Annotated in this window: 26 protein-coding genes and 1 riboswitch; all 26 genes read right to left on the bottom strand. The window is 41.7% G+C overall.

Annotated elements, in window-relative coordinates; all coding sequences use genetic code 11:
- Positions 1-14 precede the first annotated feature (14 nt).
- Positions 15-764: a flagellar hook-basal body protein gene (locus EDD70_RS06020; protein ID WP_162840796.1), complete on the bottom strand. Its 750-nt coding sequence runs from the start codon at positions 762-764 to the stop codon at positions 15-17.
- A gap of 5 nt (positions 765-769) precedes the next feature.
- A complete protein-coding gene (locus EDD70_RS06015) occupies positions 770-1,546 on the bottom strand; it encodes a sigma-70 family RNA polymerase sigma factor (RefSeq protein WP_092751995.1) in 777 nt (258 codons plus the stop codon).
- 22 nt (positions 1,547-1,568) lie between these two features.
- Positions 1,569-3,617 carry a flagellar biosynthesis protein FlhA gene (gene flhA, locus EDD70_RS06010; RefSeq protein WP_092751997.1) on the bottom strand — a complete coding sequence of 683 codons (2,049 nt, stop codon included), beginning with the start codon at positions 3,615-3,617 and terminating at the stop codon, positions 1,569-1,571.
- Complete coding sequence (gene flhB / locus EDD70_RS06005; RefSeq protein ID WP_092751999.1) at positions 3,618-4,679, bottom strand: flagellar biosynthesis protein FlhB; 1,062 nt, start codon at positions 4,677-4,679, stop codon at positions 3,618-3,620. It abuts the gene before it with no gap.
- 35 nt (positions 4,680-4,714) lie between these two features.
- Complete coding sequence (gene fliR / locus EDD70_RS06000; RefSeq protein ID WP_092752001.1) at positions 4,715-5,488, bottom strand: flagellar biosynthetic protein FliR; 774 nt, start codon at positions 5,486-5,488, stop codon at positions 4,715-4,717.
- 5 nt (positions 5,489-5,493) lie between these two features.
- On the bottom strand, positions 5,494-5,757 hold the full coding sequence (gene fliQ / locus EDD70_RS05995) for a flagellar biosynthesis protein FliQ (protein ID WP_092754490.1): 264 nt from the start codon (positions 5,755-5,757) through the stop codon (positions 5,494-5,496).
- 48 nt (positions 5,758-5,805) lie between these two features.
- On the bottom strand, positions 5,806-6,615 hold the full coding sequence (fliP, locus tag EDD70_RS05990) for a flagellar type III secretion system pore protein FliP (RefSeq protein WP_092752003.1): 810 nt from the start codon (positions 6,613-6,615) through the stop codon (positions 5,806-5,808).
- On the bottom strand, positions 6,612-6,977 hold the full coding sequence (locus tag EDD70_RS05985; RefSeq protein WP_092752005.1) for a FliO/MopB family protein: 366 nt from the start codon (positions 6,975-6,977) through the stop codon (positions 6,612-6,614). Before EDD70_RS05985 ends, fliP begins: the two co-directional genes overlap by 4 nt.
- Positions 6,978-7,005: 28 nt before the next feature.
- Positions 7,006-7,368, bottom strand: coding sequence for a response regulator (locus EDD70_RS05980; protein ID WP_092752007.1), 363 nt, complete (start codon positions 7,366-7,368; stop codon positions 7,006-7,008).
- A 32-nt stretch (positions 7,369-7,400) separates the two neighbouring features.
- Complete coding sequence (gene fliY / locus EDD70_RS05975; protein WP_092752009.1) at positions 7,401-8,609, bottom strand: flagellar motor switch phosphatase FliY; 1,209 nt, start codon at positions 8,607-8,609, stop codon at positions 7,401-7,403.
- A 20-nt stretch (positions 8,610-8,629) separates the two neighbouring features.
- The gene (gene fliM, locus EDD70_RS05970; protein WP_092752011.1) at positions 8,630-9,616 is read right to left on the bottom strand and encodes a flagellar motor switch protein FliM; all 987 of its coding nucleotides are present in this window, start codon (positions 9,614-9,616) and stop codon (positions 8,630-8,632) included.
- Positions 9,617-9,647: 31 nt separating this feature from the next.
- The gene (locus tag EDD70_RS05965; protein ID WP_092752013.1) at positions 9,648-10,571 is read right to left on the bottom strand and encodes an OmpA/MotB family protein; all 924 of its coding nucleotides are present in this window, start codon (positions 10,569-10,571) and stop codon (positions 9,648-9,650) included.
- 33 nt (positions 10,572-10,604) lie between these two features.
- The gene (locus EDD70_RS05960; protein ID WP_092752016.1) at positions 10,605-11,459 is read right to left on the bottom strand and encodes a motility protein A; all 855 of its coding nucleotides are present in this window, start codon (positions 11,457-11,459) and stop codon (positions 10,605-10,607) included.
- Between the two features lie 45 nt (positions 11,460-11,504).
- The gene (locus EDD70_RS05955; RefSeq protein ID WP_092752018.1) at positions 11,505-11,711 is read right to left on the bottom strand and encodes a flagellar FlbD family protein; all 207 of its coding nucleotides are present in this window, start codon (positions 11,709-11,711) and stop codon (positions 11,505-11,507) included.
- A gap of 126 nt (positions 11,712-11,837) precedes the next feature.
- Positions 11,838-13,526, bottom strand: a complete 1,689-nt coding sequence (locus EDD70_RS05950) for a flagellar hook protein FlgE (RefSeq protein ID WP_092752021.1) — start codon at positions 13,524-13,526, stop codon at positions 11,838-11,840.
- A gap of 81 nt (positions 13,527-13,607) precedes the next feature.
- On the bottom strand, positions 13,608-14,006 hold the full coding sequence (locus EDD70_RS05945; protein WP_092752024.1) for a TIGR02530 family flagellar biosynthesis protein: 399 nt from the start codon (positions 14,004-14,006) through the stop codon (positions 13,608-13,610).
- A 23-nt stretch (positions 14,007-14,029) separates the two neighbouring features.
- Positions 14,030-14,851, bottom strand: coding sequence for a flagellar hook capping FlgD N-terminal domain-containing protein (locus tag EDD70_RS05940; RefSeq protein WP_092752026.1), 822 nt, complete (start codon positions 14,849-14,851; stop codon positions 14,030-14,032).
- 34 nt (positions 14,852-14,885) lie between these two features.
- Complete coding sequence (locus tag EDD70_RS05935) at positions 14,886-16,058, bottom strand: flagellar hook-length control protein FliK (protein WP_092752028.1); 1,173 nt, start codon at positions 16,056-16,058, stop codon at positions 14,886-14,888.
- A 46-nt stretch (positions 16,059-16,104) separates the two neighbouring features.
- A complete protein-coding gene (fliJ, locus tag EDD70_RS05930) occupies positions 16,105-16,554 on the bottom strand; it encodes a flagellar export protein FliJ (RefSeq protein WP_092752030.1) in 450 nt (149 codons plus the stop codon).
- 11 nt (positions 16,555-16,565) lie between these two features.
- Positions 16,566-17,864 carry a flagellar protein export ATPase FliI gene (fliI, locus tag EDD70_RS05925; RefSeq protein WP_092752032.1) on the bottom strand — a complete coding sequence of 433 codons (1,299 nt, stop codon included), beginning with the start codon at positions 17,862-17,864 and terminating at the stop codon, positions 16,566-16,568.
- Between the two features lie 33 nt (positions 17,865-17,897).
- Positions 17,898-18,683, bottom strand: a complete 786-nt coding sequence (locus tag EDD70_RS05920) for a FliH/SctL family protein (RefSeq protein WP_092752034.1) — start codon at positions 18,681-18,683, stop codon at positions 17,898-17,900.
- Positions 18,667-19,698 (bottom strand): flagellar motor switch protein FliG, encoded by a 1,032-nt coding sequence (gene fliG / locus EDD70_RS05915; RefSeq protein WP_092752036.1) that lies wholly within the window; start codon positions 19,696-19,698, stop codon positions 18,667-18,669. The genes EDD70_RS05920 and fliG overlap by 17 nt, the downstream gene beginning before the upstream one ends.
- Positions 19,677-21,266 (bottom strand): flagellar basal-body MS-ring/collar protein FliF, encoded by a 1,590-nt coding sequence (fliF, locus tag EDD70_RS05910; RefSeq protein ID WP_092752038.1) that lies wholly within the window; start codon positions 21,264-21,266, stop codon positions 19,677-19,679. The genes fliG and fliF overlap by 22 nt, the downstream gene beginning before the upstream one ends.
- 79 nt (positions 21,267-21,345) lie before the next feature.
- Positions 21,346-21,654, bottom strand: coding sequence for a flagellar hook-basal body complex protein FliE (fliE, locus tag EDD70_RS05905; RefSeq protein ID WP_092752041.1), 309 nt, complete (start codon positions 21,652-21,654; stop codon positions 21,346-21,348).
- A gap of 248 nt (positions 21,655-21,902) precedes the next feature.
- Positions 21,903-21,987: riboswitch (cyclic di-GMP riboswitch) on the bottom strand.
- Between the two features lie 480 nt (positions 21,988-22,467).
- Entirely contained in the window at positions 22,468-22,902 is a 435-nt protein-coding gene (gene flgC, locus EDD70_RS05900) for a flagellar basal body rod protein FlgC (RefSeq protein WP_092752043.1), read from the bottom strand.
- Positions 22,903-22,914: 12 nt separating this feature from the next.
- Positions 22,915-23,280, bottom strand: a complete 366-nt coding sequence (flgB, locus tag EDD70_RS05895; RefSeq protein ID WP_092752046.1) for a flagellar basal body rod protein FlgB — start codon at positions 23,278-23,280, stop codon at positions 22,915-22,917.
- Positions 23,281-23,286 lie beyond the last annotated feature (6 nt).

Below are 23,286 nucleotides of genomic sequence, written 5' to 3'. Positions count from 1 at the left end.
TCATCCATCCTTTTTTATAATCTACCCAACTCGTTTACGGTTTTTTGGTTCAGCTGGTCAATTGTGGTGAGTGCTTTACTGCAAGATTGGAAGGTACGCTGAACCTCCATTGCCATTGACATTTCGCGGTTCATATCTATGTTGGATTGTTCAAGAACACCCTGTGCCACTCGAACATTGCCTGCTTGCATGTTCTCCATTTGAGCTCCATCTAAACCGTACATCCCGTTCTCATAACTTTGCAATGCGTTGTAATCCTCGGGCTGCACTACCAGCAATCGGTCAATCCTTCTGCCATCTGCATCATAAACCGTACCGTCTTCATCCACTGAAAAAGAAGATGTATTTAGCTGAATAGCTCCATCTTCACCCAGCACTCTTCCCTGGCCACGCAACACAAGATATCCCTCTTCGTCGATATCAAAGTTGCCGTTGCGTGTTAGATATTGTTGCTCTCCACCTTGTATCGTAAAAAATCCATCGCCCTCAATTGCCATATCAAACGGTCTGCCAGTTTCTTGCAGAAATGATGGGTCAAACTGTGTGGGAACTGAATCGACAATACGAATCGGTGCTCCTGCGCCGATTTGCACAGAATTGTTTCCTTCTTGCCTCATAAGCAAAGCTTGCTCAAAAGTGGTGCTCACAACTCGTTTGCTGCGAAAGCCGGGAGTTTTTGCATTTGCAATGTTATTTGACAGTACATTCAATGTACGCTGCTGCATAAACATACCGGATGCCGCTGTAAAAAAACCGTTCAGCATTTTAATCAACCTTTCACATAGTGTTCCATTTTTCCCTTTAATTTTAAAATTGCTTTTGTATGTATTTGGCATACTCTGGATTCGCTGACCTCAAGTACTTTTGCAATGTCGGAATATTTGAGGCTTTCGTAATAGTAAAGTGAAAGAACAGTTTGTTCTTTTTCCGTAAGCTCACTGATTGAATTTTCAAGCGTATCTTTTAACTCTTGATGAAAGATGTGATTTTCGGGTTGAGAATCCTCCCCTGCTGTTCCGCCTTCATCGGCAAAACCTGTTTGCAAAGTGTTTTGAACAACACCCTCGAACGAAAGCAAAACAGAGTTTGATATTTCACTGTAATGCTTGCTGAGTGCTTCTTCTGATATTTGCAGGTACTCAGCAATTTCACTTGATTTGGGTTCTCGCATATATTTATTAGAAAGCTCATCGTATGCCCTATCAATATCTTTCGCTGTTTTTCGCACCCTGCGTGGGAGCCAATCCTGCTTACGAACAAAATCAATAACCGAGCCACGTATTCTCATATAGGCGTAAGTTTCAAATTTAACGCCTTTCTCGATATCAAACTTTTCAATACAGTCTATAAGAGTAAGCACACCTTCATTTACAATATCTTCAACTTGCGCAAAATTGGAGGCGATTCCCCTCATTTGCATTGCAGCGGAACGTGCAATATAGCTGTAGTGAAGTATAAGTTGGTTGCGAATCTCTACACTTCCCGTTTCATGATACTTTTTCATTACTTCAACAGGATCATCCAGTTTATATTGATTTTCAATCATAGGGGTCTCACCTCCTTTGCTGTCATGCTAAGCTGATATTTCCCAATGCCTGTATTTGTATGTTGTTGTCAATTTCACTGAACGACAGCACCACAATGTTGGGATAAAACTGATCAATCAGCTTTTTAAAGTAAATACGAACAATGGGTGAAGTGAGCACTGTAGGTATTTGAACCAAATCTTTGATTTTATTGATTTCGGTAGTAGTTGCAGATACAATGTTTTGAATTGTCTGCGGGTCAAGCGCAAGATAGGAGCCGCTGTCCATTTTTTTAACCGCACCCATAATCATATTTTCTATTTTGGCATCCAAACTGATTACTTTCATTTGACCTGCCTCAGAGAACTTATGAGAAATTGCACGCTTGAGCGATTGCCGTACATATTCGGTAAGCATATCTGTGTCTTTGATTTGAGCACCGTAATCGCTCAAAATTTCTACAATGGTTTCCATATCACGAATCGGCACGCCTTCACGAAGCAGGTTGGCAAGAACCTTTTGCAAATTCCCCACCGTAATGATGTCGGGAATCGTATCGTTTACAATGGTCTCGTTTGTTTTGCGCAGGTTCGCAAGCAGGTTGTTAACCTCCTGCCTATTGAGCAATTCATGCAGATGTGCTTTGATGACCTCAGACAGATGGGTGATAATAACTGAAGTTGGGTCAATCAAGGTATAGCCAGCAAGCTCTGCCTTAATTTTTTTATCGTTGCTGATCCACTTTGCCGGAATATTGAATGCAGGCTCAATTGTGTCGATACCTTCAATTTCCTCGGCAATTTCACCCGGAGAAAGAGCAAGGTAATGGTCGACCAAAATGTCACCGCGGGCAACTTCTTCGCCCTTAAACTTAATACAATATTGGTTTGGGTTAAGCTGTCCGCTGTCTTTAAGCCGAACAGACGGAATAACCATACCCATTTCGAGTGCAAGCTGCTTACGAAACATAACCACACGGTCAATAAAACTGCCGCCATTGCTTTCGTCCACCAACGGAATCAAACTGTATCCAAATTCCATTTCAACTTGTTCTATCGCAAGCAGACCGTATACGTTATCGATATTTTTATAGTATGATGCCTCGCTGGTAACCTCAGTTTCGGGCAACAAGCCTTCTTCTGCTTGCACCACAGGGCTGCCCTTGCGATTTAGAATTACACCAAGGATAACCATACCAACGGAAACAGTAATGATTTGTAGCTTAGGGAAGCCGGGTATCAAGCATAAAGCACCTATAGTAATGCCTGACATGATAAGAACCTTAGGCTGTGATAAAAACTGCTTTGCAACCTCTTCGTTTAGGTTGTTTTCTGATGCGGAACGGGTAACAATCATACCGGTGGCAACCGAAATAAGCAGGGCTGGCAACTGCGATATCAGTCCGTCGCCTACTGTTGCGGTGGTGTAAATTTGCATAATCTCTCTAAAACTACCCACTTGGTTGATGAACCCCATAATCACACCGCCGATAAGGTTAACGAACGTGACGATGATGGACATGATGGCATCGCCTTTTACAAACTTGGAAGCACCATCCATCGAGCCGAAAAAGTCAGCCTCACGCTGGATTTTTAAACGGCGTTCTCTTGCCTGCTGTTCGTCAATCAATCCAGAGTTCAAGTCCGCGTCAATTGCCATCTGTTTACCGGGCATAGCATCCAATGTAAAGCGGGCTGCAACTTCAGCCACACGTTCAGAACCTTTGGTAATGACGATAAACTGAACCAAAACAATAATCAGGAATATAATAAAGCCTACCACGGCATTGCCTTGGATGACGAATTCTCCAAATGTTTTTACAACCATGCCCGCATTGCCGTTTTTAAGCAAAATCAATCTCGTGGACGAAATATTTAATGACAATCGAAACAAAGTTGTAATCAAAAGTATGGACGGGAAAATAGAAAACTCAAGAGATTCCCGTATGTACATGCTGGTGATTAAAATTACAAATGAAAGAGTCAGGTTTAAGATGAACATCAAATCCAGCCAAAAAGGCGGAAGCGGTACGATAATTAAGAAGATGATCATCACGACAAAAACTGCTACGATAAAATTATACTTCTTCAACTATTTCAAATCCTTTTTCTTCAGGCTGTATACAAACGCAAGCACACCCGCCACCGCCTGATAAAACTCATCGGGAATTTCTCTGTTAAGTTCAACCGCTTCGTACAAACCTCTTGCGAGCGGCCGGTTTTCTGTAATAACAACATTATGTTCTTCTGCTATCTCGATGATTTTAAATGCTATGCGGTCTGCCCCTTTGGCAATTACGACCGGAGCTCGATTTTTTTCGGGATCGTATTGAATTGCAACCGCGAAATGGGTAGGGTTTCTGATAACGACGTCGGCATTTGGTACGTTTTGCATCATACGCATTTGCGCCATTTGCTGCTGCTTTTCTTTAATCTTTCCTTTAATTTGAGGGTCGCCCTCTGTTTGTTTATATTCTTCTTTAATCTCCTGCTTGCTCATACGCAGGTTCTTCTCGTAATCCCACCATTGGTAGAAATAGTCGAAACCTGCAATCAACACAAACACCATGGCGGTGGTGGATACCAAGGACATAATGCCTTCACCTGCAAACACCACAGCTTCCTGCACGGACATATCCAGCAGCCTGGGAAACCCCACCAATCGTTTTAAAAAATTATTGTATATAATCCATCCCAAAACACAGATTTTAAGAATCGCCTTTATGACCTCTACTACCGAACGCATCGAAAACATCCGTTTAAAACCTTGTAAAGGGCTGATTCGGCTGGCTTTAAAGCGCATTGCTTCGCCGGAAAAAAGCATTTTTGTTTGCATACCTGTTAACACAACTGCCACCAGACTGCTGATTAGCAGTAACGGCATGGCTGAGAGCATAAAAATGGAAAGCCCGTCGGTTAATAGTTTTTTTGTATCCATTACGGTAATCGTCTTCATATTACCCGCCAGTGCAAAAAAGTCTCGTATGCATTTACTGAGATAATTGGTAATGTGAGGGGACATCCATTTGATGGAATAAAACATAATGATGACCGAAAAAACGACGACAACATCGTGGCTCTGAAAAATATTACCTTTTTTTCGTTCGTCCTGCTTTCGTTTGGGGGTCGCCTTCTCGGTCTTTTCGCCAGCCAATCAAATTCCCCCTTTTTGTACACCGTTTCTTCGAATTACGCTACTGAGGCAAACAATATGCGCTGCATATTCTCCAGCATAAGCAACACATATTTATCCATAAAAGAACCTACCGGATGGGCAAATAAGAACAGCAAAATAATGCCCACAAATAATTTTGCCTGTATATTGATCACAAAAATATGTATCTGAGGGATAATTCTCATCAAGATACCCATTGCAACCTCTAATGTAAATTCTGCAACCACAAAGGGCAGTGCCAGCTTTAACCCCAATACAAATATTGCAATAAACAAGTTGATAATCTGTTCACCAACCGCTGTGGTTAAACCTTCCGCACCTACGGGAACAATCTGGTAAGAAGTGGCGAAAATCTTTATCAGAATCAAGTGGCTGTCTGTTGCAAAGATGTAAAACATAAAAAGCAAGTTCATAAGATTGCCTGAAACAGACATTTGTATGTTGGACGAGGGGTCGAACACTTTTGACATCGAAAGCCCAAACTGCATGTCCATAAAGTCCCCTGCAAAAAACAGCATATAATAAAATATCTGAAATACAAACCCACACACAAAGCCGAGAAAAAGCTCCTTAAACATTGCCAGTATCATTTCTAATTCTCGCATTGCAGCAATGGGGGCTCCGTCAACGGTGGGCGTAATTAAAATCGTTAATGCTAAGATTAACCCCATACGAATCTGCGCTGGAACACTACGACGGTTAAATAGCGGGTTAAATAAAATCATACCGCTCATCCGGACAAACACCAGCATAAAAACATCCAGATAAGCAAACAGCTCATTCCACATATTCTTTACAACCCCGCCATAATCGAGAACAGCCTTTGCATAAACTCAGACAGCATCGTAATCATCCATGAACCCAAAAACAAAAGAATAAGTGATATAACGATAACTTTGGGTACAAAAGTAAGGGTTTGTTCGTGAATTTGTGTTGCCGCCTGAAAGATAGCAATGACCAAACCCACAATGATGCTGACAGCAAGCATTGGACCTGCAAGCTTAAAGGCAATCAGCAGCGCTTCCTTAAGAATATCCAGTGCGGCGCCCTGTGTCACAAGTACCAACCCTCTCCGTAAATTTTATCTGTCATAAATACCACCTTGCTAACGGAAGCTTTGCACAAGAGTTCCCATCAGCATTCCCCATCCATCTACCAGCACAAACATCATAATCTTAAACGGAAGCGCAATCATTGCGGGCGGCAGCATAACCATACCCATAGACATCAACGTGCTTGCTACCACCATATCAATGATGAGAAATGGAATAAACAGCAAAAAGCCCATCGTAAATGCACGTTTTAGTTCACTCGTAATAAAAGAGGGAACAATTACTTCAAGACCGAGGTCTGTAAAAGCTTCGATGCTTTGCCCCTCTTTCAGTTGAGGTACAGGGCTTTTGGAGATAGACAGGAACATATTGAGGTCTTTTTTCTGCGTTTGCTTCAGCATAAACACCTTAAGCGGTTTTACGGCTCTTTGCGCAGCAACTTCTTGCGTAATAACGCCCTCTTTATAAGGGATATATGCGGTTTTGTTGATTTCGGTAATAACCGGATTCATAATAAATAAAGTAAGAAACAGCGCAAGCCCCACCAACACCTGATTGGGAGGTGACTGCTGTGTGCCCAAAGCATTTCTCAAAAAAGATAGCACGATTACGATTCTGGTAAAGCTGGTCATCATAATCAAAATAGACGGCGCCAAAGCAAGAATTGCCATTAAAAACAACAGTTCGATAGCACCCAGCGTACCGCCTGAATCCTCGCCGGCATTCAAATCAATTGAGATACCGGGGGCTGCATATGTAACGGTGCACAGAAAAGCGGACAATACCACCACCATAAGCAGGGATATTGCAAAAAACAGGAGGTGTTTTTTTAGCTCTGCACGGTATGCTTTTTTGGAGTTCATTGTGCATCATCCTCCTTTTTCTTTTTCCTCATCAGTTTTGCACCCAAACCATCCCGCAGTGCCGTACTGAGAATCGAGGAAAAATCGGTTTCTGATGCCTTTGATTGAATTAACAGCTCATCGATGTTTTCAATATCGCAAAGCTTTTGCACACTGTGTGAGGTCATCCCTACCAGCATAGTTTGATTCTGGACACGGATAATCATCAGCATTTTGTCTTGTCCAACAACAACCTTATCCAAAACCTGAATGATTTTGGATCCGTTTTGTATAGAACATCTTTTTCCAATCCATTTTGTCGTATAATACGCCAGAGTTAAAATCAAAATGAGCATTACCAGCGAAAATAAAACCTGCGGCATGCTGTAAACCTCCTGTGCGGTACTTTGCTTACGCCAGTACCTTGTTTACCGTTTGCAAAATACGATCTGCTTTAAACGGTTTGACAATAAAATCGAGTGCGCCCAAACGAATTGCCTCTACCACCATAGACTCTTGCCCCATTGCAGAGCACATGATGACTTTTGCATCATTGTTAATTGCTTTAATTGCCTGCAAAGCTTGAATCCCATTCATGTTCGGCATTGTAATATCCATAATAATAAGGTCGGGGTTTTCTCTTTCGTATATTTCCACAGCAATCTGCCCGTCAGCAGCTTCTGCAAAGCTGTCAAAACCATTTTTAGAAAGTGTGTCTTTAATCATCATTCTCATGAACGCAGCATCATCAACAATCATTATTTTCTTAGACATAATTTTTACTCCTCTGTTATACCTAATATTTGTCAGTTTTGTTCATTACCACCAATAATTTCTTTGGTGTTTAATATCTCTGTAATCCGTACGCCAAAGTTATCCTCGATGACGACCACATCGCCGCGTGCAATCAACTGTCCATTTACAATAATGTCAACAGGTGCACCCGCTTGTTTTTCCAACTCGATAACCGTACCTTGGGTAAATTCTAAAATGTCTTTTACTTTGCGTTTGGTTTTGCCTATTTCTACAGAAACACCCAACGGCACATTCATAATTAAATCCATATTTCCGCCGGGAATAGGAGCTGCTAAAACCGGATTTTGCGCAGAAAAATGTGGTACCTGAAGGTTCTGCACATTAACCGGCGGTTTTTCAGCTGCTGCATTTGAGGCCATTGCAGGCGGTACCGGATTATTGGGGTACATAGGATAGCCCATCGGCGGATAACCGCCGTACATTGGTGGCTGAGGATAATATGGGTTTTCGGGATAATAGCCTTGCCCCGGCTGTGGGGCATATTGTTGCTGCTGTGCAGGATGCATTTGCTGTTGCGGGGGCACCTGCGGCTGCGGAACCTGCTGTTGCTGTTGAGAGGGCTGCGGTTGCTGCACCTCCGGCTCCTCTTTGCTTGAGCCAACAAACTGGCTTACCAAGCTTTTGGCTAAACTTATCGACATCACATTTATAAACTCGCTGTCCATGATTTCGTCAATCGTAAGTTGAAAACGAATGGATACAATTTCATCATCATCATTGTCTACTTCCATAGCATCTCTGAATGTATAGTCATTTTCTATTACATGCGCTTCGGGGGTAGAAATGTTAATGCTCTTTCCTAAAAACTCAGATAATGCCGTTGCGGATGCGCCCATCATTTGGTTCATAACCTCGCATGCTGCGCTGATAGAAAGTTCATCAAACTCAAAATCCGGCTGAGGAAGGTCTGTATTTCCCATTAATTGGTTTAAAAGTAGCTGCATATCCCGCTGACGGAACACCATAACACTACATCCGGTAATTCCCTCAATATAAGTGATTTTTACAAGCATTGCGGGTTCTAAAGACGTATAGTCAATTTCTTTTAAAGGCTTTACCGACACTTTTGGCGTGGTTATATCCACTTTTCGATCCAGCAAGGTTGACATTGCCGTTGCTGCCGAACCCATACTGATATTTTGAATTTCACCAATTGCATCTGTTTCCATTTCAGACAAATGAGTCTGCGGATTTTCCATATCCACAACTCCTCCCGTTCTTACATAAATTTGTTAACCTTAATCGCTTTTTTAATTTTAGTTTGGCCCAACTTCGCCGTAAACCAAGGTGTATCCTCCACCAACACTTGGATATCGCTGTTGATGTTTTTATCTAGAGGGATAATATCTCCAACTTGGAGCTGCAAAATATCCTGCATTTCAAGCGGGAATTCATGGAGGCGTGCTTTTAGTTCCAAATCGGTAAGCAAAATGGAACTCATGATGACCTCTTTCCTCTGTTTATCTCGATCTGCATCCATCTTACGGGTTGCGCGCATATATTTGGAACTGAAGGAGTCTGACATTTCTTCCAAACTGGTAGCGGGAATACAGATGCTTATTTTACCTGAGACATTTCTGATTTTTACATTCAGAACAACGATTACAACAATATCCTCTTGCGCATTTACCTGCAATAAACGTGAGTTTGTCTCTAACCCGCTGAAGCTTGCCTTTGCATCAATATAAGTGCTCCATGCATCTCCGATAAAATGAGCAAATTTTTCATAGACATATGCCAAAATTGTCTTTTCAATATCAGTGAATTCTCTATCTAAATCATATCCTTCACCGGCGCCTCCCAACAGGCGATCAATCATAAAAAAGCCAATTGAGGTGGACATATCCATTAGCAGTGTTGCCTCGTTGATATTGGGATCTATAGGGTTAAGATCGATTAATCCTATCAGCGCGATTTCAGGTAAAGCATTGCTGTATTCGAAATAACGCTGTTCCTCAATTTGCAGCACACTGACCTCACAATATTCTCTGAGCATACTGGTAAAATAAGAGGTAATGGAGCGCGCCAGATTTTCATGCATGCTTTCTAATGTTCTGAGACGCTCTTTGGTGAATTTTTTAGGAGATTTAAAATCGTACTCCTTTATTCGTTTACCTCCGGAATCATCCTGCGATGCTAAAGGATTACCGCTGCCAAGATTCGTCAGCAATGCGTCAATTTGGCTTTGTGATAAGATTTCAGGCATTTTCCAGTGTCACATCCTTACGGTAGTGTAGTTAATTCTGCTGACTGCTTTCGTCTGGTACATTATCAGCCGGTGCTTCTTCCGCCTCGGAAGGCATTAATATATCTGCAGGGGCAAGTGGGTCATTATACATGCTGATGTCATAATTACCCTGCAAGAAGTTATATAATTCTTCGGTATCTGCGATACCGGAATTAGCAATATCAAAATTGTTGCTGAGGATCATCATATCTACACGTCTGTTTTTCTCTCTCCCCTCAGGGGTATCGTTATCCGAAATTGGCTGGTTCTTTCCATAGCCTTGTGAAACCAGTTTTTTGGGGTCAATCATTTTTTGTTCCTCAAAATAAATCGCAACATTGTTCGCACGATCAGAAGACAAAATTCTGTCGTTGACCTTATAGTTTTCAACATTCGGAACCGATGCGGTATGCCCATTGATACGGATAGCAAGAATATCTTTCTCTATGCTTTTAAAGCACTCACCCATGTAGTCTAAGATGCTTTTGCTAGATTTGCGAAGCACTGCACTATCTGCATCAAAAAAAATGTTATTATTAAAGCGTATATAAACAAAATTTTCATTTCTTTGAAGCTCAACATCAGATTCAAGATTATTATCGCTAACATATTTTTTTAAATATTCGTACAATTGATCAAATGTTGCGGGGAGCCCAGTTGTTTCTTCAATCATTCCCTCACCGTCTGCAGTAAAAGGCTTTTCGGAGGTGCTGCCGGGTGAAAACTCTCCGCCATTTTCATCGTTTTGATATACAATTTGTGTAGCAGTACCCATACGGTCTTGAAACACTTTAATCAATTCTTTAAATTTGTCTTCTTGCACAGAAGACATTGTAAATAACAGAACAAAAAAAGTAAGAACAAGGGTAACCATGTCCGCGTAGGTATTCAACCATCCGTCTGTTTTTTCTTCTTCACGTTGTTTTCTTTGCATTTTTTACACCGCCTTTATGCCGTAACGGCAGGGTTATTTTCTACGCCCTCTTTTACCCTTAGCACTCTGTTCTGCAGAATCATCGTTCTGCGCACCAGACAATTCCGTATTCTTTTTGAGTGCTGCTGCAGGCAGAAATTGCACCAGTTTTTCTTTAATGAATTTTGGATTTTCACCTGCTTGAATTGCCTGTACTCCCTCTACAATAATCATTTTGCAAAGGTACTCTTCTTCATGGCGTACCTTAAGTTTGTTGGAGATCGGCAGGAAAATTACATTTGAAAGCATGGAGCCGTAAAACGTAGTGATAAGTGCAACCGCCATGCCCGAACCAACCTTACTGACGTCTGACAATGATCCCAACATTAATACCAGACCAATCAGAGTACCGATCATACCAAATGCAGGAGCATACGCAGCACCTTTTTCGTAAAATGCTCTGTCTTGTGCATGTCGGTCATCCAAATAAGCAAGCTCTGACTCAAGAAGATTTTTCACCTTTTCAGGCTCTACCGAGTCTACAACCAGCATCAAGCTATTGCGCAGAAACACATCGTCTGTTTCGTTCAGTTTGTCCTCCAACGAAAGCAAACCCTTCATTCTTGCTTCTTTAGCAAATTCAACAATTTGCTCGATAAAATGAACCGGATTATATTTGGTTGGAAAGAATATAATTTTTAAGTGTTTACCGATTTTGGTAAAGCTGTTGATAGGGAAAGACATCATCATAACAGCAATTGTACCGCCAAAGGTGATTGCCATACTGGGGTAATCGATAAACGCGGAAAGGTTTCCCCATACAACTGTCATTGTATCTTGGTCAAAAACCATGCCGAAAACCACCAGACCCAAACTGAGTATCAAACCCAAAATAGACATTAAATCCATGATTGTTTCATCCTTTACTGCACTTTTGTCATTTTTAAGTACTGTTTATTGAATAATACTTTTTATAAAATTGCCAAATGTTTTTCTGCGATAATCAATCACTTTTTGAACTACTTCTTGCATTGATTCCTGCACAATAAAAATTTTACCTCCCATAAGTGTAATGGTAGTATCGGGGTTTTCTGTAATGCTTTCAATGAGGTCACAATTCAAGATAAAAGACTCGCTATTTAGCTTGGTTAGATTAATCATATCCACATTCTCCCTTGTCAACGATTATCTTTTTAGATTGGAATTTCGCTGCTGCAGGTCATTGGAAAAGCGTTTTTTTCCAATGACCTGCAGCAGCGACGCGGTGCGCCGCTGCCACCTGCCTAATTATCTTTTCAAATTAACCAATTCGTTGAGCATTTCATCAGAAACTGTAATAAGCCTGGAGTTCGCTTGGAACCCTCTTTGTGTAATGATCATATCAGAAAACTCTTTGGAAAGGTCAACGTTGGACATCTCAAGCGAACCTGCAGCCAATGCGCCCGAGCCTGAAGTACCGGGTTGGCAGTAGTTTGCTGTACCCGAGTTACCCGTAGCGGAGAAATAAGAGTTACCTACTTGTTCAAGACCCTGCGGGTTCTCAAAAGTTACAATATCCAACCTGCCAAGCTGAAGCCTGCCGTGTACAGGATGAACCGCTTCGATTACGCCATCTGCACCGATTGCGATGCTGGAAAGATCGGCTACCGTTTGCGCACCGCCCTCTGTACCGTTTGCAAGCACAATGGGTTTGCTCATCAGTCCAAGGTCGTTGGATTTTTTAGCGGGGTTTGCCGTAATACCACCTGCCGGAGCAGCAAAACTATCCCCACCAGAAATAGGATCTTCGGGTAATTTACCATTATCTGCGTTATATTTTTTGTTCATGGCGTTCAGTCCGGGATGAGTCATTTCCAAATAAGTGCCGTCATCTGTTGGTGCGGTTGCCTTTAAACGTACCGAACCGGCTCCCGTCATCAGTGTGGTGACATGGCCTGTATAGACTTTACCGGCGGCATCTGTTGCAGTAATTTTCCATCCCTCCGGGTCGGTTGCTGTGGCGGGAGAGGTGTAAGTTGCAGCGAATGTCATGTTTCCGGTAGAATCAAACATCGGGCTGGTGCTGGTACCTTTAAATTTCATCCCGCCAAAGATACCTTCATTCGGAATACCTACAAGGCTGCCCATTTTTACATCAAAATCCTTGCCGACAAGCTCTGCACCGGTCAATCCCCCAGCCGGGAACAACCCTGTAGCAGGGTCGGTAGTAATGCTGAAGCTTCCGCCCGGATGAGGTTTACCTCCGTTTGCCTCGGTGACTGCAGCGTTCATTTTTGCTGTAAAATCATCCATACTCGTAAATGTGGCATTTTTATTTACACGAACGGTTATAGCCGATGATGTCATTTCATCTTTACGTACGCTGACATCAACACCGCCGGGGAGGCTGTCATCTGTCATAAAGTTAAAGGTGACGTTGCCGTCTTTGGTGGAATTTTGAGCATTGAATGTAAATTTAACACCGTTGATGATTTCTTGTACGTTTGCAGGGGTAGGCGGAACGGACGGAATCATCAGTTGAATTTTTTCGTTGGAAGGTGCTTTACCAAGCGGGCTGCCCGAAACGCCCAACACAAAGTTACCGTTAGAATCTACAAGGTTACCTGCCGAGTCGACATTGAGCAAACCTGCTCTGGTATAAAAGGTGTTGCCGTCGGGATCCTGCACCTGAAAAAAGCCCTCGCCTGTAATGGCGGCATCCATACCGTTGTCGGTCATCTGCAGGGTAGATCTTGTTTGCAGAACATCTACGCTGCCTATTTTAGAACCGTAGCCTACCTGGCTTGCGTTGGTACCACCGCGTACTGCTGTACCCGCCGATGCGCCGCTCATAGTTTGATAGTAAACATCCTTAAAAGATGCACGGCTTGCTTTAAACCCGTATGTGTTAACGTTTGCAATGTTATTACCGATAACGTCCATTCTGGTTTGATGGGCTTTCATGCCCGAAACGCCCGAATACATGGATCGAACCATACTGATTACTCTCCTTTTTTTGAATACCGTTTCATCCATCAGTCAGTCAAGATGAAATTTTAGCTTCCTAAAAAGGTCCGGCTAAATAATTACGGTACCGTCGATATTGGTGAATACATTTCCTTTTAAATCGTTGCTGCTTACAGTTGTAATAACTGTATTGTTTTTTACATTTACAATAAACGCTGTGGAGTCTACAAGTATAAGCGGCTCATTAAGCCCTTTCTCTTCTGCCATACGAACGCCCTCGTTTAGGCGAGCCATTTTGCTTTCAGAGATATCGATATTGCGCTGCACCACACGGTTTACTGCATGCTTTGAAAATTCTAAACTGCTGTTCGCCCTAATCTGCTGCTGCAGAATGTCGCGAAACGATACTCCCTCTGGTTGAGAACCTGTTTTTGGTTGATTGTCGTGAGTTGCAGGCGTTTGAGGAGTACCTGTGACAACAGTAAATCGGTTGTAAAAAAGAGGATCCATACCTGTCTCAGCCTCCTATACTGTTACTCACCTTTCTTTTTTGTGGCAACTGTGGCCTTTTGGTAAACTGTTTCTTGGCCGTTACCGTCTTTAACAATAACATTGATAAAGTAAGTGGTATCAGGTTCAAGATCTGTGATAATTTCTTTTGTTAAACCACTGCGCTCTGATTCGCCAAAGCGGATACCGGATTTTACTTCTTCCACCGTATCAAATGCAGAGCCGGTAGAGTAATAAACGGTGTATTTGAGCTTAGAGGCTATCAATTCATCTTGCGTAGGCACAGGCCATTCCAACTCTACCGATTTATCCGTTTTATTTTTGGGAAGTATCGTGTATTTCGAAGGATCTACCTGTGGTTTGCTACTTTCTTCCGTTGGTGTTCCGTGAATTTCCATAAGCTGGTCAATGTTGTATTCTTTTCCTTTAACGAAAATCTTGAACTCATTGCCAACAAAAGAAATTTTCTCAACCGGTGCAATCACTTTATCTACTTTACCGCCGTAGGATAACTTTGCAACCGTAACATCCTTACCCACCAAAGACATCATAAAGTTTGATTTTGAATGGTACGCCAGCTCTTGCATCTGCTGCATTGTTGCAAACTGGGCAAGCTGCGTAACATACTGCGTGTCATCAACAGGGTTTGTAAAATCTTGATTTTTTAGCTGGGCAATCATAAGCTGCAAAAAATTATCTACAGAAACCTGCTTTTCTTTTGGGTCGGCGTAAACTGCATCAATTGCTTGTCCGCTCTTTTTTGCTTCTTTTGCTTGTTCTGTATTGGTTCTTGACTTGCTGTAGGAATTATTACCTGTACCGTAGACGCCGCTTGTATAATCCATTGTATTCCTCCTCTCTGAGAATTGCTCATTTCAGCTAGATATATTGATCGAGTGCTGAAGTGCCAACCGTATAACTATTCTGCGGTACAAATGCGCTTTCTTCAGATGTTTCGAATTGACGAAAAGCTGGGTGGTTTTTGCCGCCGCGGTTATAATAGGCACTTTGGTGCTGTTGCTGCTGGAATAAGCTTTGGTGATAGGTTGCGGAATCGAATGGATGGTTGCTTTGGCTGGTTATCTGCTGAACTTCTGCATTCATCGGACGAAGAACGCTTCTGAGATTAACAAGTTCGCTGTTGAGCAGCCTTTCTGTTTGCGTGTTTGAGGTAACAATGTTCAGCGCAATTTTGCTGCCGTTTGATACCATATGCACTGTTATTTCACCTAAACCCTCCGGTTTTAGTTTAATAACAAACTCACTTTTGCCGGATTGAATTCCCTGCTCTAAACCTGTTTTTACCTGAGTAAAAACATCTTGCGGTGATTGTACTTTTGAGGTATCAACATGTTCTACTGTCGTATTGCTACTGATTGCATTCGGGTGCGCAGATACTGCTGCTCCAAGATATTTCCCTGCATCCACATCTTTTTGCAAGGTCTCAACATTAAGAGGTTTCTCCTCTTTTACTTCACGTGCAGATGTTTTGCTGCTTATCATTGACTGTGCCTTGGCTACTGCATTTTGGAACTCGTTCTGCCCTGCAAAAGCATCCTGCTGTGGCTGTATTTGCGGCTGAGCAGATTGCTCTTCGCTTTTAACCACCGTGAAAGCAGGTGTACTTTGCTGCAAAGATTCCAGCATCTTGAGCATTTCAGGTGAAAGTTCTTCCTGCGCACTTAACAATTGTGTTAATTGGGGGACATCCAAACCGATTGCTGCAAGCTGTTCTGTCATTGCAGAAAGGTCTTCTGGCATCTGCAAATTTTCTGCTGCAAATTCAGGGTTCATCATCAGCATTTGTACAATCATCTGCAATGCATCAGTAGGTGTTTCTTGCGTCATCTTTTTCTTAAATGCCTCGAGCAAACCATCTTGAGCTTGTGCCGCAGGTACCTGCTGGCCACATTTTACCGAGCCGCACAGTTGCATAATCAGTTCCATAAAGCCGCCTGCCTCGCCGGTTTTCTGCCCGCCCGAAACACCTGCTTTACCAGCCGCAATATCTCTTGCCGTAACCGCCTGTGTGGACATGTTTACATCCATCATCTTCACCTCCCTTCGCAAAAATTAATATGATGGACAAACCTTTTCTTTAAGAATTGGTCTGTCGAATCAACGTAGATGCGACATGCTCTGATATAAATGCTTCTTCTGCCTTTGCTAAAGCGTACTGGTACTCTTCCCACTGTTTTTCTTTTAGTTTTTCAAGTTTTGTAACTTGTTGAGAAGCTTGCACCACTGATTTACGTTGAAGTTCTACTGTTGAATTAAGCAGCATTTGGTCTTTATGTAATTGCTTAAGTTGTTTTTTGCCATTTTCGAGTGTAAAAGTCAGCAACCGCAATTCAGTAATAACTGTACCTTCTCGTGTTTTTTGTTCCAATTGAGTTGCTGCTTGTTCAAGCTGCTCTTTTATATCTAAAATATGTTGATCCAATGTGTTTTTTTGTATAAGAAGTTGATTTAACGAATTCTTTTCTTTCTCTAACAATTGCTCGCGGAAGTTTAGCATTCTGCTTAAGGAAAATTGAAACTTTTTCACTGTTCCCTCTCCTATTCAACAAGCTGTTTCATTTGTTCAACCGTTTCTTCAAAACTGTATTTTTCATCCACACCCTGCTGTAAAAACTGGTTAATTGCATCAATTCGAGTAATTGCATAATCAAGTTCGGGGTTAGAGCCGCTTTTATAAGCACCTATAGAAATCAAATCTGCATTTGCCTCGTAGATAGATAACAGCCTGCGGATTTTTGCCGCAGCATCTTTATGCTCTTTATCCGATATATCATTCATCAAACGGCTTACGCTTGAAAGAACCTCGATAGCAGGATAATGATTTTTCATGGCTACTTTTCGAGACAGCATGATATGGCCGTCTATAATGCCGCGAACGGTATCGGAAATTGGCTCGTTTGAGTCATCGCCCTCTACCAAAACGGTATAAATACCGGTAATGGAACCTGTTTCAAAATTACCGGAACGCTCCAGCAATTTTGGCATTGCAGAGTAGATGGATGGTGTATATCCACGTGCAACAGGGGGTTCTCCAATACTGAGCCCTATCTCACGCTGTGCCATTGCAAAACGGGTAAGGGAATCCATCATCAAAAGTACATCTTTCCCTTGGTCTTTAAAGTACTCTGCAATGGTTGTTGCGGTAAGCGGACACTTTGCTCGCATCATAGCGGGTTGGTCGGAGGTTGCAACCACCAAAACCGAACGTTTGGCGCCTTCTTCGCCAAGGTCGCGTTTAATAAACTCCACAACCTCACGGCTTCTTTCGCCTACCAGTGCTATTACGTTTACATCGGCTTTTACATTTTTTGCAAGCATACCCATCAATGTACTTTTGCCAACTCCGCTGCCTGCAAATATTCCCATTCTTTGACCTTTGCCAATGGTGAGCATTCCGTCTATTGCCTTGACACCCATTTGAATGACCGTGTCGATTCGGGGGCGGTCCATAGGATTGGAGCGTGTTCCGTTAATTGAATAAAATTGATCTGCTTGGATTGGCGGTCCGCCATCAATGGGAATGCCCATTGCGTCAACGGTTCTGCCAATCAAGTCATCGCTCATTTTAATTTTTAATTTATCGCCTGTATTTGTGACAAGGCTTCCGTAGCCGATTCCCTCAATTTCCTCATACGGCATTAGAAGAACCTTGCTTTCTTTAAAACCGACAACCTCTGCAAGTGCGGTGCCACCCTGATATTCGATATGGCATACATCACCGATATTGCATGCAGGGCCTGTAGCTTCCACGGTCATACCGACAATCTTATCAATTCGTCCCATTCGAGTATACAGGTCGGCTGATTTTATTGTCTGTCTTACCCTTGAAAGGTCCATCCCATCACCGCACTTTCTGAATCATCATAAAATTTAAGAATCAATATTTTCTAACTGGGCTTTTAAATTTTCAAGCTGAGCCCAAATGGATGCATCTATGATACCGTCTTCCGATTCGATTCGACAGGCACCTACAGGGAGGTCAGCAGCCTTTAACTCCATTGCATCACAGTTTGAGCACTTCAGCGAATCGAGTTTTTGTTGCAAGGATGCTATAAGCACCGGCATTTGTTTGGACAATTCTACGGTAATTCGGCTTTTTCCTTTGTCTGCCGCTATCGCTGCCCGCACTAAGCTTTCCATCTCAGTTTCATCTTGTGTAATGCGTTTGTTTAAGATTTTTTCTGCAACATCAAGCGCTATCGTAACGATAGACTCTTCCAATGCAGCAATTTGTTCTTTCTGCTTAACCTGCAACTGCGCTACTGCTGCTCTTATTTGCGAAAGTTCCTCATCAAAAGAATGCAGCCCATCAAGCATACCGGCGGCTCTTCCCTCGTCATATGCCTGTTTGTGAATTTGCTCTGCCTGCTCGTTTACTTCGCACAGCATAGCCTCTCTTTGTGTACTCAACATGTCCATGGTCTGAGACATCAGGTTGTCAGCATCTGCTCTTGCCCGGTTCAATATCGATTCGCTTACTGTTTTGATTTGGGTAATCTGTACGTCGATATCCAAGTTGCCTTGCTTATGGTTTGTAGCAGGGTCGGCATCATCTGTTTTAAGATTTGAAGTAAGAATGTCAACGTCGCAGAGTGTTACAGTTCGTCCATCTTCAATCGCATTAACAGATTTTATAATCTTAGACAATGATGTCATCCTTTCCTCCCTTGGAGATTACCAGTTCACCTTCTTCTTCCAGTCTGCGAATAATGGAAACAATCTTCTGCTGTGCCTCTTCCACATCACGCAGCCTTACATTATGCAGGTACTCGATATCGGTGCGAATAGTCTCCTGCATTCTCTTCGACATGTTTTGGAAAATAACTGCAGATACATCTGGGTTTGCGGCTTTGAGCGCAACCGCGAGGTCTTTGGTATCGACTTCTCTGATAAAGCGCTGTATCGACATATTGTCGAGGAACGTGATATCTTCGAAAACAAACATCAGCTTTCTGACATCCTCGGCAAGCTGCGGATCTTTATTGTTAAGTTCATCAAAGATATTTTTCTCAGTACTGCGGTCGACATGGTTCATAATATCTGCCACATAATTGAGTCCGCCAATTTCCATCAAATCTACCGAGACGATAGCGGCAAACTTTTTCTCGAGTTCTCTTTCCACAAGGTTGATAATCTCGGGAGAGGCTCTATCAAGCTTTGCGATTCTCTCTACAACATCAATTCGCTTATCCTTGGGGAGTTCTTGTATAATCATGGATGCTTGATCCGCTCTGGCATAAGATAAAAGCAATGCGACTGTTTGCGGATGCTCGTTTTGAATAATATTCATAAGGCTTTTGTAGTCTGCCTTGCGGATGAAATTGAACGCCTTTGTACGTAAAGATTTTGAAACACGCTCCATCAGCGAAAGTGCTTGCTGCTGACCAAAGGCTTTTTCAAGCACGTCTCTTGCGTATTCAATACCGCCCTCGGTCATAACCTTTTGCGTAACACAAAGTCCGTAGAAATCCTCAATTATTTCCTTCATATCCTCGGCAGGCAGGGTACTCATTTTGGATATTTCTAAAGACAAAACTTCAATTTCGTCTTCATGAAGGTATTTATAAACCTGCGAAGCATTTTCTGCGCCCAATGCTATGACGACAGCTGCTGCCTTTTCAACCGGTGTTAATGTTCTCACTGCCACAGCTACTCGCCCTCCTTCAGCCATGCTCTAATCAACGCTGCAGTAATTTCAGGGTTGGTTTGAGAGAATTCACGCACTTCATCGGTTATTGCATTGTCTTTCGAGCTAAACGCCTTAGCTTGCTCACGTAAAGCTTTGCGGTGTTCGTCAACTTCTTTCTGCATTGCCGAAACATCCAATTTGGGAATTTCAATTTCAGGCATCTCCTGCTCTGTTGTTTCTTCCTCTTTAACCTTCTTTTTGCGGGTAAGAAGCAGTATGATAGTGATAATCAGGGCAAGAACTGCTACTGCTCCCGCAATCCAGAACGGTTTAGACTGCAAGATCTTGTTAATTGCTCCGCCACTTGCGGGTACGGCGTTGCCGTTATCTATTATAAAGTTATTCACAGAGATATTTTCTGGTGCAACGTTAGCAGCTTTGGAAGCTGTTTCGATTAGCGCCTCTTTTTTTTGCGGAGTAAGATTGCTGTCTTTCACCGTGATGGCTATGGAAGCCGTTTTCAGCTGAGCGTAATCTTTCTCAATCTGTTGTTTTATGTAACTTACCAAATAATCAACATTTTTGGAATAGTCTACGTAGTCGAGCGTTCCGTCTCCATCTTGATCGACATACACGGGAATATCGGTGTTGTTTTCTTCACCCGGTACGCCTTTTGCCGCCTGGTTTTTATCCATGGCGTATTTTTCATCCACTTTTTGCTTAATCCCGTCTCCGTTTGTCTCGGGAACATACTGCATGTTTTCTGTTATCATACGGTCGTAGTCAATGACCACCGTAGCAGAAACCATTAAGTCCTCCGGACCATAACCGAGTGAAAGAACTTTCAGAACCTTTTCTTCCATTTTCTTTTCAACTTCGGCTTCAAATCCAAGCCTTTCTAAACCAAGCAAACCGCTGTCTTTACTATCTTCTGAAGATGCCATTTCTTTCATTGTCTCTGAATCAATGATAGTAACATCCTCGGGGAGTAGCTGGGGAACACTGGATGCTACAAGCTTTTTTATGGCAGATACTTTTTCGGGAGCCATAGTGTATCCCGGGAGGAGACTTAGTGATACTGAGCCTGTGCTTTTTTTCTTCTCTTCCTCCCACACGTAGGTACTTTCTTGCGGAACATTCAGTGTAACTACGGCGTTTTTTACACCGTTCATTTGTTTTAAGGTTCTTTCGATTCTATCCTGCAAATTCATGAGCAGGTATTGTTTTTTTTCAAACTCGGTTGTTGTAAAACCGGCATTGTTAGAAAAAATATCGAAAGGTAATGTGGTTTTCGGGTAACCCAGTGCCGCCATATCCAACATTGCATTACCTACCTGGTCTTTTGGCACCAATACTTCGCCCTCAGCGTTGCGTTGCACAGGAACCGATCTGCTTTGCAGCGCTGCAAAAACCTCTGCACTTTCTTCTGGGCTCATTCCCGGATATAAAACACTATAGGGAACATTTGCTAAATTAAACAGAACAGCAACAATGATTGCAAATAGAATAATACCAGCGGCAGACCCAGCAAGAATTATCTTTTTCTTTTTTGTTTGCTTTGCCCAGTATTCTTTTGTTGTATGAATTCCCTTTTTTACTTGTTCAACCATATTTCACCCAAACTATCAATTATGTATTTTGTGTTTCTGTCTTTTGACAAAAACAATAACGCAGGGCTACGAGCTCGTATCAAATCTGCATCCTCATAATTTCGTTATACGCCGAAACAGCTCGAGATGTAAGTTGAACTGTAAGCTCTAACGCTGTTGCAGCTTTTTCTGAGTTTATTACCACGGTATGAAGATCATCCGCCTGCCCCATAGCAAGCCTATATGCATCTTCGTTAGATTGTGCTTGTGTTTCGCGCAGATTGTTAATCGCTTCTTCAAATATTTGCTTAAACGGCATACCTGCACCGTTTTCGGGTTGTGTAACCTGAGCCGCACTTTTTTGAATGGGTTCAATCGACGGCATTTGAGAGATTGGTACGATAAACATGACTATTCCTCCATATTGAAGTAATAAAAATTCGTCAAATGAAAAAAAACAAAGAAAAAAGTTGTCACTATCATAATAATTTTTTATTACGATAATAATCAACTTTTCTTTTTTCGATACATATTCATTTGCATTTCCCCACCTAATATCCTTACTTAATTATTTAGAAGATATAAGGCAAGTTCTTTCATTCTAAAACAGTGCATACCAAACATAAGCACTTACAATGTATATAAGTACCGAAGTATGTAGGTAACTGGCTGTCATATTCCGAAGAACTTAGACCCTATAGCTTTGCGCAATTAACTTTCGTTAATCCTGCCTTTTTCTAATTTCAAATATTTTTCGTGTGCACTTTTTAAGCAAATCTAAAATTGATTTACTGATATAAGAATTCATGGACGCAATGCCTAAACCTGAAAACTATACAAATTATGTGCGCACTAAGCTGTCTATACTATTTACAAAAATAGCTGTTAAAAGAAATTATAAACCACAAAACAGCAAGTGTCAATATTTGTCGATAAAAATAATAAAAAAATGTAAAAAAAAATTTTAAATATAGCCACAATATATACATTTATTTTTTATTTTCTCTTAGATATCGCCAAAATAATGTATGTATTATACATATTTTATGAATATTGTTAATTTTTTATGGATTATATAGTTAAATTTTGTAAATGTAAATAATTACAAAAATATTTTGTAATTTACAAATTCTCTCACAATTTTTCACTAATAAACAAAATTATTTTAATAAAATCAAAAAAACAGATTATATTGTATAATCTGTTTTTTTATTATTGTGTATTATTTACCAATTTCAAGTGCTTTAAGGGCCATTGCTTTTACCACATTGAGGGCAGTGGTATTTGCTTCGTATGCTCTTGTTGCAGCCATTAAATCTACTTGTTCTTCTGCTCTGTTTACATTTGGCATCATAACATAGCCATCGTCATTTGCGTGAGGATGAGTGGGATCGTAAACAGGAATAAACGGATCTTGACTTTCAATAACTTCAGCTACTCTTACACCGCCCGAATTGATTTTATCCATTTCTCGCTCAAGGCTTTTACCGAAAGTCATCCCTCTCTCTTCAAAAACAACCTGTTTTCTACGGTAAGGCTCGCCGTTCTCTGTTCTTGTTGTTGAACTGTTTGCCAAGTTTTGAAGAATAATATCGGTACGAAAGCGCTCAGCTGTAAGTGCTGAACCTGCAATATTTAACGAATTAAGAAACCCCATTTTTTAACCTCCTTATTTCATTGCCTGATTGATGACGTAACGAATATTTTTAAACTGGCCTGTCATTTTTTGAGACAAGTATGAGTACTGTGCATAGGTCTTCCACAACTCGATTGTTTCTTTTTCCATATTGACATTGTTGCCGTCGGGACGAGAAGAAGTGTCCGAATTTGCATCAACTGTAGCTTGAAAATGATATTTACCTTTACCGCCTTCTGAACGCACTGCATCACTGAGCACATTTTGGAATGTGACTGTTTTTGCTTTATAACCAGGAGTTTCATAATTTGAAATATTGTCGCTGATAACTCTTTGCTTCATCCAAAGAGCGTCCAGACTGCTTTGCATTGCTTTAAACTCTATATTATTGTACAGCATGATTCT

Origin of the sequence: Hydrogenoanaerobacterium saccharovorans (genome assembly GCF_003814745.1) — a bacterium.
Taxonomy (GTDB): domain Bacteria; phylum Bacillota; class Clostridia; order Oscillospirales; family Ruminococcaceae; genus Hydrogenoanaerobacterium; species Hydrogenoanaerobacterium saccharovorans.
The sequence above is the reverse complement of the archived record's forward strand: the minus strand, read 5'-3'. Positions and strand labels throughout refer to the sequence as shown.

Bases quoted from the DNA above. Each gene is read 5' to 3' on its own strand.
- EDD70_RS06020 (WP_162840796.1), bottom strand. From the start codon at position 764: ATGCTGAACGGTTTTTTTACAGCGGCATCCGGTATGTTTATGCAGCAG.
- EDD70_RS06015 (WP_092751995.1), bottom strand. From the start codon at position 1,546: ATGATTGAAAATCAATATAAACTGGATGATCCTGTTGAAGTAATGAAA.
- fliR (WP_092752001.1), bottom strand. From the start codon at position 5,488: ATGTGGAATGAGCTGTTTGCTTATCTGGATGTTTTTATGCTGGTGTTT.
- fliP (WP_092752003.1), bottom strand. From the start codon at position 6,615: ATGAACTCCAAAAAAGCATACCGTGCAGAGCTAAAAAAACACCTCCTG.
- EDD70_RS05985 (WP_092752005.1), bottom strand. From the start codon at position 6,977: ATGCCGCAGGTTTTATTTTCGCTGGTAATGCTCATTTTGATTTTAACT.
- EDD70_RS05980 (WP_092752007.1), bottom strand. From the start codon at position 7,368: ATGTCTAAGAAAATAATGATTGTTGATGATGCTGCGTTCATGAGAATG.
- fliY (WP_092752009.1), bottom strand. From the start codon at position 8,609: ATGGAAAATCCGCAGACTCATTTGTCTGAAATGGAAACAGATGCAATT.
- fliM (WP_092752011.1), bottom strand. From the start codon at position 9,616: ATGCCTGAAATCTTATCACAAAGCCAAATTGACGCATTGCTGACGAAT.
- EDD70_RS05965 (WP_092752013.1), bottom strand. From the start codon at position 10,571: ATGCAAAGAAAACAACGTGAAGAAGAAAAAACAGACGGATGGTTGAAT.
- EDD70_RS05960 (WP_092752016.1), bottom strand. From the start codon at position 11,459: ATGGATTTAATGTCTATTTTGGGTTTGATACTCAGTTTGGGTCTGGTG.
- EDD70_RS05955 (WP_092752018.1), bottom strand. From the start codon at position 11,711: ATGATTAATCTAACCAAGCTAAATAGCGAGTCTTTTATCTTGAATTGT.
- EDD70_RS05950 (WP_092752021.1), bottom strand. From the start codon at position 13,526: ATGGTTCGATCCATGTATTCGGGCGTTTCGGGCATGAAAGCCCATCAA.
- EDD70_RS05945 (WP_092752024.1), bottom strand. From the start codon at position 14,006: ATGGATCCTCTTTTTTACAACCGATTTACTGTTGTCACAGGTACTCCT.
- EDD70_RS05940 (WP_092752026.1), bottom strand. From the start codon at position 14,851: ATGGATTATACAAGCGGCGTCTACGGTACAGGTAATAATTCCTACAGC.
- EDD70_RS05935 (WP_092752028.1), bottom strand. From the start codon at position 16,058: ATGATGGATGTAAACATGTCCACACAGGCGGTTACGGCAAGAGATATT.
- fliI (WP_092752032.1), bottom strand. From the start codon at position 17,864: ATGGACCTTTCAAGGGTAAGACAGACAATAAAATCAGCCGACCTGTAT.
- EDD70_RS05920 (WP_092752034.1), bottom strand. From the start codon at position 18,683: ATGACATCATTGTCTAAGATTATAAAATCTGTTAATGCGATTGAAGAT.
- fliG (WP_092752036.1), bottom strand. From the start codon at position 19,698: ATGGCTGAAGGAGGGCGAGTAGCTGTGGCAGTGAGAACATTAACACCG.
- fliF (WP_092752038.1), bottom strand. From the start codon at position 21,266: ATGGTTGAACAAGTAAAAAAGGGAATTCATACAACAAAAGAATACTGG.
- fliE (WP_092752041.1), bottom strand. From the start codon at position 21,654: ATGTTTATCGTACCAATCTCTCAAATGCCGTCGATTGAACCCATTCAA.
- flgC (WP_092752043.1), bottom strand. From the start codon at position 22,902: ATGGGGTTTCTTAATTCGTTAAATATTGCAGGTTCAGCACTTACAGCT.
- flgB (WP_092752046.1), bottom strand. From the start codon at position 23,280: ATGCTGTACAATAATATAGAGTTTAAAGCAATGCAAAGCAGTCTGGAC.